Raw genomic sequence first — 12679 nt, 5'->3', positions numbered from 1 at the left:
TTATAACAATTGCAAACAAAAAAAAACTGACTATATAAATTTATCAATTCAAAATTAATTCTCCATAACTATATTCTACCAAAAAATATTCTGAAAACATTAGTTTTCAGAATATTCAATTTATTATTTTTTATTAAATTGTTAAATTTTAAACACGATATTCTTTCATTATATTTTCAGCTACTTTTAACCCATCTACAGCGGCTGAAACAATACCTCCTGCAAAGCCAGCACCCTCTCCTGCTGGATATAAACCCTCTAAAGATATACTTTGTAACTTTTCATTTCTTTCAATTCTAACTGGAGCTGATGTTCTTGTTTCTATACCAGTTAATACACTATCACTATGTCCAAATCCCTTTATCTTTCTATCAAAATCAGTTATTCCCTCTTTTAATCCATCTATTACATAAGAAGGTAAACACTTTCTTAAATCTTCAAATCTATATCCATTGCTTAATACACTTGGATTAACCTTTCCTAACTTAGTTGTAACTCTATCCTTCATAAAATCTCCAACTAATTGAACTGGAGTATTATAATTTCCTCCACCTAGTTTAAAGGCAAGTTCTTCATAGTGTCTTTGGAACTTCATTCCTTCTAAAGGATGATCTCCTCCAAAATCATTGGGCCCTACAGTTACAACTAAAGCAGAGTTAGCGTTTTCTTTATCTCTAGCATGATAACTCATTCCATTTACGCATAATCTTTTTTCCTCCGAAGAAGCATTTACAACTACGCCTCCTGGACACATACAGAATGAATAAACTGCTCTATCTAAAGTTTTACTTTGATATGCTAATCTGTATTCGGCAGCCTTTAATCTTGGATGGTTAGCATATTTTTCTCCATACTGACTTAAATTTATAATTTCTTGTGGATGCTCTATTCTAACTCCAATAGCAAAGGGTTTTTGTTTCATAAATACACCTTCATTAAATAACATTTCATATGTATCCCTAGAACTATGTCCTAAAGCTAAAATTGCTACTTCACAAGGTACTTCTTCTCCATTTACTTTTATCCCTTTTAATTTGTTATCTTTTTTTATTATTCCTTCAAACCTTGAATTGAAATGAACTTCTCCACCATTTCTTTTTATTTCTTCTCTGATATTCTTAACTACATTTTTTAATATATCAGTTCCTACATGGGGTTTCCCTTTATATATTATTTCCTCTGGTGCTCCATTTCTCACAAGAGCATCAAGAACATAATCGCATCTTGTATCTTTTATTCTAGTTGTAAGTTTTCCATCTGAAAAGGCTCCTGCTCCACCTTCACCAAACTGTACATTTGACTCTGGATTTAATTCTCCAGTTCTCCAAAATTCCTCTACAGTTTTAGTTCTAGAATCTACATCTTCTCCTCTTTCAAAGACAATTGGATTAAATCCCTTCTTAGCTAATAAAAGAGCTGCAAAAAGTCCTGCTGGCCCTAATCCTACAACTACTGGTCTATGCTGAAGTTTTTTCTCCCCAAAGTTAAAATCAAAATCATAATTTACCTTATCTATCTTTACATCCTTATCATTAAGTCTAGCTACTATTTTTTCTTCATCTTCATGTTCTATGTTTATACAGTAATTAAACTTTATAAGATTCTTTTTTCTTGCATCTAAAGATTCTTTTATTATTTTTATATCTCCAATTTCATCCTTAGACATCCTTAGTTTTTTAGCTACTTTATTTTTTAAAAGACTTAAATCTTCATTTATATCTAAACTAATATTATTTATTCTAATAGTCATAAAACTTCCTCCATTTTATTTCTTTAGTAAATTATTTTACCACAGAATACGCTTAAAGTAATCTGTGGTAAATATTTATTGTTTATTATTTGAATTTTCATTATTACTTCCGTTTGAAGTATTATTATTATTATTTGAATTATCACTTGGTTTTGTAGAATTATTCTCTGTACTTTCTGTTGAATCAGTATTCTTTTTAAAGGTTACCTTAACCTCTGTAGGATTTATACTAACAACCTTTATATTATCGTAAGAGTTTGATATATTAGGCTTTACACTTCCTCCATCAGCTGTAAGCTTTGATATATCTATAGTACATTTAAATTTGCTTAAATCAATACTATTTACTGAATCTTCAGGCCCATTAATTGTTACTTTTATAGTTTTAGTATCTAATTCTGGAGTATATCCATCTAAAGTACCCTCTGTAGTTACTGGTACTTCTATTTCCTTTTGAGCATCTTTACTAAAATCTAATTTAACTTTAATTTGAGCTTGATCATTAGAGGCTAAACTTACTCCATCTGGAATTTTTAGTACTGTTGATACCTCTGAATCATCTCCATACTGTGAAACATCTATTGGTGATGTCTCAATAGAGCTAATCTTACTTAAAGCATCCTCTGATCCAAGTAAAGTCACCTTTGCAATACTTGGTGTTATTGATTTTAGTGCTAGCCCTTCCTTAGGAGTGCCAGTTGTAATTACACTAACTGGTACTTCCTTAGATTTCTTAACTCCAAAGGATACATCTACTTTATTAGGACTTATATTAACATCCTTAATTTCGTTTCCCTCTCCATCTACTGCCACAACAGGTAAATTCATATTAACAGCCTTGCTAACATCGTTTATCTCACCTTTTACTTCTAAAGTCTTAACTTTACTTACTAAGGATTGAGCTCCAGATACAGTGGCATTTTGTGGGCTTATATTTATTTTATCTGCATAAGTACCATGCTCTGTATTTACCTTTATTTTGCTAACAATAGGCAAACTCTTTTCTTGGTATTTATCAAGAATAACATTTACCCTTAGAAATCCATTGTTTTTTATGTTTATATTATTAGGATAACTTTCTATTTGTACTGGTATATTATTGTCTCCCTCTTTTAAAACATACTCACTTAAATTAACAACCACCTTAAATTGTTCTTTTTTGACCTTATATATTTCAGTAGATGGTCCTTCTAAATCTAAATCTACAGTCAGATTTTGATTAGGAACTATTACTAAATCATAATCCTTAAGTACTTCACTATTAACAACCTGAACTGGCACGTTGTTTAATTTAAGTTCTCTCACTGGATTTTCTACATTTATTATATATAGCCAAAGAGAAAAGGATAATAATAAGCATATAAATTTTACTAAGAAATTCTTTCCTTCAATTTTTTTAAGCATATTTTCACCTTCTCTCCATAAGTTTTCCCTCTCTTATCACGTCTATTTCTCATAACTTTTAATAATATATTTTTTAATTTTTTACCATCATAATTTCTTGTTAATCTACCTTTTACAGCTAAAGATATAGCTCCTGTTTCTTCTGAAACAACAATAACTAAAGCATCTGATATTTCAGATAACCCTATAGCAGCTCTATGTCTAGTACCAAGTTTTTTATTTATAGTATTATTATTTGTTAATGGTAAGACACAACCTGCTGAAACGATTCTATCATTTCTAATTATAGTTGCTCCATCATGTAATGGAGTGTTCTTAAAGAATATATTCTCTATTAATGCAGAAGTTATTACTGCATCTAACTGGGTTCCCGTAGAAATTATTTCTGCTAATCCTGTTCCTTGCTCTATAGCTATTAAGGCACCAGTTTTAGTTTCAGCCATATCCTCTACTGCTACTATAAGTTGATCAATAACTTCTTCTAGCTTTTGATCATCCTGAATAACATGAAAATCATCAAAGGCAGTACTTCCTATATGTTCTAGTGCTCTTCTTATTTCTGGTTGGAAAATAATAATTATTGATAAAACACCTATGGTTAATGTTTTAGTTAATATAAAATTCAACATTTGAAGTCTTAAAACATAGCTTATAGGAATTAAAATCAATAATAATATTACTCCCTTTAATAATTGCTCTGCCCTTGTTTCTTTTATTAATATATATCCCCTATAAAATATAAAAGCTACAATTAATATATCTATGATGGACCAAATAGATATATCCTTTAAACTATTTGTAAATATCATTATTAATTCTTGCACAAATTTCACCTCCATTACCGTAACAATTAAATTATACAATAAAAATCTAATTATAAGATACATTTTAAATGATTTCTTTTCAGTTTTACATATTCTAGGTAATGTTATTATACATTCTCTCATATATTTTAATAGAAAATTATATAAGGGGGTACTTGCTATGGACTTTAAATATAAAAAATATATTGATAATTCCTTAATATATATAATATTTGCAGTTCTTATATTAATATTTATAATAGGTTTTTTATTTTTCAGATCACATAATGAAAAATCTAAACTTGAAGACCTAGGAAGAACTATTTCTGAAATTAATCTTACTTATGATTTTTCTGAAGATAGTATAACATCTGAAGATTATGTTAGTTCTATAGAAAATAAATTAGAGAAACTTCAAGAAACAAATTCGGCTTTAAAATCTTTAAAAGTTTCTCAAAAGCATCAAAATTTATCCTCTCCACTTAAGGATGGATTAGATAAAAATATAGAATTGTTTAATAAATTACTTTCTATATTGAAAACTCCAGATGCTTTAAATATATCTGATGAATACGCTATTGCTTCAAAGCTAAAGAAAGAATGTGAAAATTATTATTCTATATGTAGGTCTAACTTAATACCTGTATATCTATATAAAGAAGGAAATAATTATCTACAGGATATTTTTTATTATATAAATGAGCTAATAAAAACTAATAGAGATAAAGGATTTGTCCAAAGCCAAAAGAATGATTTTGTTGTTTCTATGAAATCATTACTTCTTAAACTTTCTTCAATGGATGAAAAACTTTTTGAAACAGCTAACCTAATAAAAGAATCAAATAGAGATTTAAAGGTTTTAGTTACAGATATAGAAAATAAACTTTCTTCTATTCAAGAGTTAAAAAATAATTTATATTCCTTACCTATTCCCGAACAAGCTAATGATTCTTTCTTAGATCTTGAAAATGCATTAAAATCCTATGATAAGTATATTAACTATTTCTATAAAGGCCTTTTAGATGAAATTGAAAATAAAAAGACACCAGAAGATTATTATGATAAATCTTCGACTTTATTTGATGAGTTTATCTATTCCTTAGAAGCCGCTGAAAAGTCTTTAGATAACTATAATAAAAATTAAATAGGAGTATTAATTCTATTTTTTTGGTTACAATATACAAAGTAAAATAATTACCTAAAAGGAGGTTCTTATGAAAAAAAGTATTTATAATTACTTTATCTTCACCTTCGCCTTATTAATTATCACTACACTTAATGAGAAAGAAGTTTTAGGGCTTTCTCTATCAAATGAGCATGTAACCAAAAATAATTATATAGAATTAACAGAAATGGCTTCTAATTCGCCAAATCCTGAAGCAGAACAAAGTAGTAATTCAAATAATGAAGTTGTTGCTGTATTCCAAAGTTCAAACTCTACAATTTCACTTACTAAAGATGACATATATTTAATGTCTCAAGTAGTTTATGCTGAAAGTAAAGGTGAACCTTTTGATGGAAAAATAGCCGTTGCATCAGTAATACTTAATAGAACAACGGATTCTCAATTTCCAGATACAATTCATGGAGTAATAACACAGAAAAATGCCTTTTCTTGTGTTAGAAATGGCAAAATTGACGTAGTACCTGATGGTGATAGCTATAATGCCGTTCTAAAAGCCATAGAAGGATATGACCCAACAAATGAGGCATTATATTTTTATAACCCTAAAATCGCTACATGCTCGTGGATGAAAGGCGTCGAAAAGACAGGAGAAAAAAGTATAGGTCAACATGTATTTTTTAATGTTACCTAAAGAAAAAGCTAACACAATGTGTTAGCTTTTTTTATTTCTTACTGTCTAAGTATGCTACTGCACTTAAAGCAGCCACATTTCCTTCACCTGCAGCCTTCATATATTGGTATGGTCTACCAGTACAATCTCCCGCAGCAAAACAGCCTTCTATATTAGTCTTCATTAATCTATCAACTTCTATGTGATCATCAGTTATTTTTAATCCTGGCACTAATTGTCCTGGTGATATGCTATCTCTTAATACAAATATACCATCAGTCTCTATTTCACCATTTTTAGTTACTAATTTAGTAACCTTACTATCCCCTTGTATTTCTACAGGAATATCATTAATAACTTCAATTTCTGAATTTAAATCAAATTCTCCCTTATATCTAGGAATATAGTAAACCTTAGCTGCTAATTCACTTACAAAATTAGCTTCCTCTTCAGCTTCTTTATTATAGCCAATTATAGTTACAGTTTTTTCTTTATATAAAGGGGCATCACAAGTGGCACAGTATCCTACACCTTTACCTAAGAATTCTTCTTCACCCTTCATAGGTTTTGTGTACTCAATACCTGTTGCTATGATTATTGAAGTGGCTTCATACATCTTTTCATTTACCATAAGAGCGAAATATTCTCCCATAGCATAAATACTATTTATTCTTTCCTCTGTTATTTCTATATCCATCTCTTTTAGATGACCCATAAATTGATTCTTAAGATCCATACCATCTTTTCCAACGAATCCAAGATAGTTATTTACCTTTGGAGCTTTAACAAGCTTTGTACTTAAATCATTATTACCAAAAAGAATAAACTTTTTATTTCTAATTTTCGCATTTAATGCAGCTGAAAGGCCAGCTGGTCCGCTTCCTATTATAGCTATATCATATCTTTCGCTCAAAATTATTCATCTCCTTAAGAAGCTTATTAAACGTATTTTTTGATGGCTTCAACTAATGCAGCCTTTGGTCTAAAGCCAACTAAAGTATCAACAACTTTTCCATCTTTAAATATTAATAAAGTTGGTATGCTTTGAATTTGATATTTTCCAGCTGAACCTGGGTTTTTATCAACATCAACCTTTACAAATTTAACATTTTCCATTTCATTTGCTAATTCTTCTATAACTGGTGCTATCATTTTACAAGGTCCACACCAAGTTGCCCAGAAATCAACAACTACTACTTCACTTGCTTCTATTACTTCTGTATTAAAATCTTGATCATTTATATGTTTTACCATTATATACGCCTCCCGATATACCCCTAAGGGGTACTTTATTATTTACAATTATATTATATTTAAAAAATTAAGTCAATGTTACAAATAATAATTATTATCTAATTTTTATAATTTTGTTATTCAAAGGTGCCTTTTACTAATAATTTTTTATTATCCATTAAAATATTACCTCTAGATATAACAGAATTTATGTCTAAATTTTTCTTATCTAATAAAATTATATCTGCATCTTTTCCTGTTGATATAAATCCTTTATGAGATAGTTTTAAAACATTGGCAACATTACTAGTTATAACTCTTATTGCTTTCTCTAAAGGTACTCCAAGCTTTATAGCTTCCTTTACTTCATTAAAAAGACTTTCAACAGAACAGATTCCTAAACCTTTAAGCTCTCCATTTTCATCAAATAATGGCATACTTCCATTACCATCTGAAGAAAAAGTTATTTTTTCTATATCTACTCCAGCATCTAAAAGCTTTTTAAGCCCTTCACCTGCTCTTACTTCTCCTTCTTCTAAATGTTGAGGATCTGAAGATGTGGTTAAATCAATTTGGCCTCCAGCCTTAGCATGATTTATTCCTGCTTCAAAAAGCTCTCTACTTCTTCCCATATGAGTAGGAATTATTTGATTTGCTGGAATCTCTGTTTCATTTATAAGTCTAGTTATATATTCAATCATTCTTTTCCCATTACCTAAATGAACATTTACTATTCCAGCCTTTCCTGATAAAAGTCCTCCAACTCTTGCTTGAGCTACTATATTGACGAATTGCTCGTATGTTGGTTGAGAACTTCTATGGTCTGATAATGCTATTTCCCCTACACCTATAACTTTATCTATTAATAATAAGTCACTTTTTATAGTTTTAGTTATGGTATTTACAGGTACATCATAAGACCCAGTATAACAGTAACAAGTTACTCCCTCTTCACAAAGAGCATGAGCTTTTGCCACTAATCCTTTCATATCTCTACAAACACCATCAGTTCCTATACACCCTACTAGGGTAGTTATTCCACCTTTTACTATACTACTTAATTGTAATTCTGGAGTTCTGGTTCTAAAACCACCTTCACCACCGCCACCAATTATATGGACATGACAATCTATAAAGCCTGGTACAGCTATCATCCCTTCTCCATCAATTACTTGTATGTTTATAAAATCTTTAGGAATATTCACAGAATCATATAATCCTTCAATCTTATCACTTAATATAACAATATCCTTTTTCCCTAAATACTCTGGGTCATAAACCTCAATATTTTTTATTACTTTTAACAAAAAATACACCTCCTTTATTTAAATTATTATTATTTTTACCTAAAACTCAATAATAAATAATTTAATTTTATAAAAACTTATTTTTTTATAAAAAAAAGGCACGAATTAATTCGTGCCAAAACTTAGGGTTTTGAGTGTTCTATATTAATTTTTAATATTATTGACTATTCTTGTTCCATTATTATTTTCTTAGCAGTTAGGATTGATGTAGCACTCATTGAGAATTCATCTAAACCATATTCAACTAATGTTGGTATAGCTCTTTCATCTCCTGCCATCTCTCCACACATTCCTACCCACTTACCATGTTTGTGAGCTCCATCTATTGTCATTTTGATTAATCTTAATACAGCTGGATGCATTGGATTGTAAAGGTATGATACCTTTTCACTCATTCTGTCAGCAGCTAATGTATATTGTATTAAATCGTTAGTTCCTATTGAGAAGAAATCAACATGCTTAGCTAATTCATCAGCATAAACTGCTGCAGCTGGGATTTCAACCATGATACCCCATTGAATTGAATCTGAGTATGCTATACCTTCTGCTTTTAACTCAGCTTTGCATTCTTCAACAAATGCTTTAGCTTGTTGGAATTCTTCTAATCCTGAAATCATTGGGAACATTACTGCAAGATTTCCATAAACAGAAGCTCTTAATAAAGCTCTTATTTGAACTCTAAAGATATCTTTTCTGTCTAAGCATAATCTTATAGCTCTGTATCCTAAGAATGGATTCATCTCTTCTGGTAATGGTAAGTATGGAAGAGTTTTATCTCCACCGATATCTAATGTTCTGATAACAACTTGCTTACCATCTGCTTTTTCTAAAACATATTTGTATGCTTCAAATTGTTCATCTTCAGTTGGAGCTTCATCTCTGTCCATGTATAAGAACTCAGTTCTAAATAGTCCAACTCCGTCTCCACCATTTGCTAAAACTTGATCTATATCTTCTGGTTTACCTATGTTTCCGCAAACCTCTATTCTTCTACCTGATTTAGTAGTTGTTTTAACATCTATTAACTTCTTTAATTCTTCTTGTTCTGCTTTAAATTTTTCTAATCTAGCTTTATATTCGTTTATAGTAGCTTCATCTGGGTTGATTATAGCTACACCCTCAATACCATCAACTATTACAGTGTCCCCATTTTTAACTGAAGTTGTTATATTACCTAATCCAACAACAGCTGGTATTTCTAAAGTTCTAGCCATTATAGCTGAGTGAGAAGTTCTTCCCCCGATATTAGTTAAGAAACCAATAACTTTACTTCTATCTAATTGAGCAGTATCTGAAGGTGTTAAGTCATGAGCTACAACAACAGTGTTAGCTCCTACATTTTCCATTCCGTTTCCACCCTTGCCAGCTAGGTTAGCTATTATTCTCTTAGAAACGTCTTTTATATCTGCTGCCCTTTCTCTCATGTAAGGGTCATCCATAGAATCAAATATCATAACGAAAGTATCTGTAACATTTTGAACAGCTTTCATAGCGTTTAATTGGTCATTTTCTATAGTCATTTCCATTTGACCAGTAAACTCTACATCATCTAATAACATTAAATGAGCTTCAAAAACTTGAGCTTCATGTTCTCCAATTTCATTAGCTGTTTTTTCTTTTATTGCTTCTAATTGCTCTTTTGATTGAGCTAAAGCTTTAGATAATTTTTCTTTTTCAGCTGCTATATCTGAAACCTTCGCATCAGATATTATTATTTCCTCATGTTCTTGTATAAATACAGTTCCTATTGCATATCCTTTTGAAGCAGCAATACCTTTTTTCATTATGTAGTCCTCCTTTAAGTTCGTACTCAACTAAATACAACATTAAATATCAATCACAATTCAACTAAATTCACTTTTCAAATTCACTGCTTATATATAACAGCAATTTGCGTGCCAAGTTTTTAATTATTAATATTTTTCAAAATATATTATACTCATAAACCCTAGTAAAAATGCCTATAAATCTTATAAAAATATTTTATTTATTAAAAACTTACGTTAAAATACTCAGTCATATTAGTTGTTTTTATTATACTAAATGTGATAAAAAATATCAAACTAATTTTACCATTGATATTTTTTATCAAATTTTCTTTTTGAAATAATCTTTTTATTAAGATATATATACATAAAGCCTTTAAAATAGTACTTTTTTCTGATAATATATTATTAATACTTGATAAAAAATATCAACCTTATTCACTTTTTATATAAATTCATAAAAAAATAAAACTTTGGACGGTGATTTACTCCATGTATTCAAGAGAATTGATTATAAAGACGCCCTTAGGATTACACACTAGATACTCTGCTATGATTGTTAATAAGGCTTCTGAAATAGAGTCTAAGTATAAAGTTAAACTCTATATAAAAAAAGAATCCTATACAGATTGGCTTGGAATAAGTATGCTTGCAATACTTTCTCTTAAGGTGTTGCCTAATGAAAGTATATTAATTGGATCTAAAAATGAAGGAATGATTGAAAAGTTAGCTGTTCAATCTCTTCTTGAGTTTATTGATAAAAACATAAATAATCCCATTGAATCTGAGGATAGTGAAATAGATGAAATAATAGATGCTAGCATAGTAGCTAATGAACAGGTTCTTGAAAGTTTGCCAATAGGTATTGTTGTTATAGATATAGATCAAAATATAATAACAATTAATCAATATGCTTTAAGATTTATTGGATGCAATAAAAAAGATGTTAAAGGAAAAAAGATTAATGAAGTTATTCCATCATCTCAGCTTCCTCATGTTATGCTTAGTAATTTAAAAAAGTATGGCTCAACTCTTCATATAAATAACAGAGTTGGCTTAGTAAATAGCTCTCCTCTTTTCATAAACGATAAGATTATAGGGGCTGTAAGTGTTATTCAAGATGTATCTGATATTATAGGTATGAAAGAAATAAATGAGAAATTTACTAAGATACTTGAAAATTCACAGGATATGATTTGCTTTGTAGATGAAAATGGTATAATAAATTATTTAAATCCTGCATATATTAAAAACTTTTCTAAAGTTAGTTCTGATGTTATAGGAAAAAGTATTTTTGATATTGCTCCTAATGGACTTAGAGCTAAAGTATTTAAAGAAAAAACTTTATTAAAAGATGTAATTCATAAGAAAAACGGTATAAATGTTATAAGTACTATTGATCCTTTATTTATTGATGGACAGTTTAAAGGAGTTATTTCTACTTCTAGACCAGTTAGTTTAATTAAAGAACTTATGTCAAAACTAAATAAATCTGAACAGGAATTAGATTATTATAAAAATGAGTTTTTAAGACAGTTATCTAAAAATTCTTCTTTTAATAATATTATAGGTTCAACTAGAACTCTAAAGGATATAATGTACATGTGTCAAAAGGCTTCAGAAACCACATCAACTGTTCTTATTCGTGGTGAAAGTGGTACAGGTAAGGAACTTATTGCAAAGGCTATACACAATAATAGTAATAGAAAAAATAAGCCTTTCGTAAGGGTTAACTGTGCTTCAATTCCTGAAAATCTCTTAGAAAGTGAATTGTTCGGATATGAAAAGGGAGCTTTTACTGGGGCAGTTCAAAGCAAACCTGGTAAATTTGCTATTGCTGATACAGGTACTATATTCTTAGATGAAATAGGTGATATGCCCTTATCAATGCAAGTTAAACTCCTTAGAGTTTTACAAGAAAGAGAGATTGAAAGTGTTGGAGGAATAACTCCTAGAAATATTGATGTGAGGGTTATTGCTGCAACTAATAGAAATTTAGAAGAAATGATTGAAGAGGGTTCCTTTAGAGAGGATCTTTATTACAGACTTAATGTCTTAGGTATTAATCTTCCTCCACTTAGAGAACGTAAAGAAGATATTCCTGAACTAGCCGAACATTTTATAACTAAGCTAAATAAAAAGTTACATAAAACTATATTAGGAATAAAACAAGATGCCCTTAATCTACTAATTGAGTATTCTTGGCCTGGAAATATACGTGAGCTTGAAAATATAATGGAAAGGGCCATAAATCTTTGTGATGGAGATTATATAGATAGTTCTTATCTGCCTTCATATTTAAAGCCAGTTGAATCAAAGTCTTTTAATTTAAATATTGATATTGATCATATACTTCCCTTTGAAGAATATGAAAAACAAATAATAGAAGCAGCTATGAAGAAGTACAAATCCTTTAATAAGGCTGGAAAAGCTTTAGGATTAACTCATAGAACAGTTTCTTTGAAATGTAAAAAGTATAATATAGATGTAAAAAAATAATAAAAGAAAAAAGCACTTGGAGACCAGCACATCTCCAAGTGTTTTTTTATTAGTAAGAGTTTAGTAACATTCTGAAGTATAATTATGACAAGACTTTTTTAGTTTTAACTACGGGAACAGC

The 12679-nt window shown here is 29.5% G+C and carries 10 protein-coding genes; 3 read left to right on the top strand and 7 right to left on the bottom strand.

Annotated elements, in window-relative coordinates; translation table 11 throughout:
* Positions 1-148: 148 nt before the first annotated feature.
* From I6G60_RS03335 to cdaA, 3 genes are all read right to left on the bottom strand, one after another.
* Entirely contained in the window at positions 149-1750 is a 1602-nt protein-coding gene (locus tag I6G60_RS03335) for an NAD(P)/FAD-dependent oxidoreductase (protein WP_003457870.1), read from the bottom strand.
* A 75-nt stretch (positions 1751-1825) separates the two neighbouring features.
* Positions 1826-3154 carry a CdaR family protein gene (locus I6G60_RS03330; RefSeq protein ID WP_003457872.1) on the bottom strand — a complete coding sequence of 443 codons (1329 nt, stop codon included), beginning with the start codon at positions 3152-3154 and terminating at the stop codon, positions 1826-1828.
* Positions 3121-3978, bottom strand: a complete 858-nt coding sequence (gene cdaA / locus I6G60_RS03325; RefSeq protein ID WP_003454389.1) for a diadenylate cyclase CdaA — start codon at positions 3976-3978, stop codon at positions 3121-3123. The genes I6G60_RS03330 and cdaA overlap by 34 nt, the downstream gene beginning before the upstream one ends.
* A 160-nt stretch (positions 3979-4138) precedes the next feature.
* Between cdaA and I6G60_RS03320 the strand changes: the two genes are divergently transcribed.
* Positions 4139-5101: a hypothetical protein gene (locus I6G60_RS03320; RefSeq protein ID WP_197925574.1), complete on the top strand. Its 963-nt coding sequence runs from the start codon at positions 4139-4141 to the stop codon at positions 5099-5101.
* A 70-nt stretch (positions 5102-5171) separates the two neighbouring features.
* Entirely contained in the window at positions 5172-5774 is a 603-nt protein-coding gene (locus I6G60_RS03315) for a cell wall hydrolase (RefSeq protein ID WP_003457891.1), read from the top strand.
* Between the two features lie 31 nt (positions 5775-5805).
* On the opposite strand, the gene I6G60_RS03310 is transcribed toward I6G60_RS03315, so the two are convergent.
* From I6G60_RS03310 to ptsP, 4 genes are all read right to left on the bottom strand, one after another.
* Positions 5806-6666, bottom strand: coding sequence for an NAD(P)/FAD-dependent oxidoreductase (locus I6G60_RS03310; RefSeq protein WP_003457940.1), 861 nt, complete (start codon positions 6664-6666; stop codon positions 5806-5808).
* 26 nt (positions 6667-6692) lie between these two features.
* Positions 6693-7007, bottom strand: coding sequence for a thioredoxin (gene trxA, locus I6G60_RS03305; RefSeq protein ID WP_003457895.1), 315 nt, complete (start codon positions 7005-7007; stop codon positions 6693-6695).
* Positions 7008-7123: 116 nt separating this feature from the next.
* Positions 7124-8293, bottom strand: a complete 1170-nt coding sequence (gene iadA / locus I6G60_RS03300; RefSeq protein ID WP_003457933.1) for a beta-aspartyl-peptidase — start codon at positions 8291-8293, stop codon at positions 7124-7126.
* A 164-nt stretch (positions 8294-8457) separates the two neighbouring features.
* Entirely contained in the window at positions 8458-10077 is a 1620-nt protein-coding gene (gene ptsP, locus I6G60_RS03295; RefSeq protein WP_003457916.1) for a phosphoenolpyruvate--protein phosphotransferase, read from the bottom strand.
* Between the two features lie 474 nt (positions 10078-10551).
* Between ptsP and I6G60_RS03290 the strand changes: the two genes are divergently transcribed.
* Complete coding sequence (locus I6G60_RS03290) at positions 10552-12558, top strand: sigma 54-interacting transcriptional regulator (RefSeq protein ID WP_003457867.1); 2007 nt, start codon at positions 10552-10554, stop codon at positions 12556-12558.
* Positions 12559-12679 lie beyond the last annotated feature (121 nt).

The sequence above is a fragment of the Clostridium perfringens genome (assembly GCF_016027375.1).
Classification (GTDB): Bacteria; Bacillota; Clostridia; order Clostridiales; family Clostridiaceae; genus Sarcina; species Sarcina perfringens.
This window is presented reverse-complemented; position numbering and strand designations above follow the sequence as displayed.

What these genes read in the sequence shown, in the direction of transcription:
- I6G60_RS03335 (WP_003457870.1), bottom strand. Translation starts at nt 1,750, where the DNA reads ATGACTATTAGAATAAATAATATTAGTTTAGATATAAATGAAGATTTA.
- I6G60_RS03330 (WP_003457872.1), bottom strand. Translation starts at nt 3,154, where the DNA reads ATGCTTAAAAAAATTGAAGGAAAGAATTTCTTAGTAAAATTTATATGC.
- I6G60_RS03320 (WP_197925574.1), top strand. Translation starts at nt 4,139, where the DNA reads ATGGACTTTAAATATAAAAAATATATTGATAATTCCTTAATATATATA.
- I6G60_RS03315 (WP_003457891.1), top strand. Translation starts at nt 5,172, where the DNA reads ATGAAAAAAAGTATTTATAATTACTTTATCTTCACCTTCGCCTTATTA.
- trxA (WP_003457895.1), bottom strand. Translation starts at nt 7,007, where the DNA reads ATGGTAAAACATATAAATGATCAAGATTTTAATACAGAAGTAATAGAA.
- ptsP (WP_003457916.1), bottom strand. Translation starts at nt 10,077, where the DNA reads ATGAAAAAAGGTATTGCTGCTTCAAAAGGATATGCAATAGGAACTGTA.
- I6G60_RS03290 (WP_003457867.1), top strand. Translation starts at nt 10,552, where the DNA reads ATGTATTCAAGAGAATTGATTATAAAGACGCCCTTAGGATTACACACT.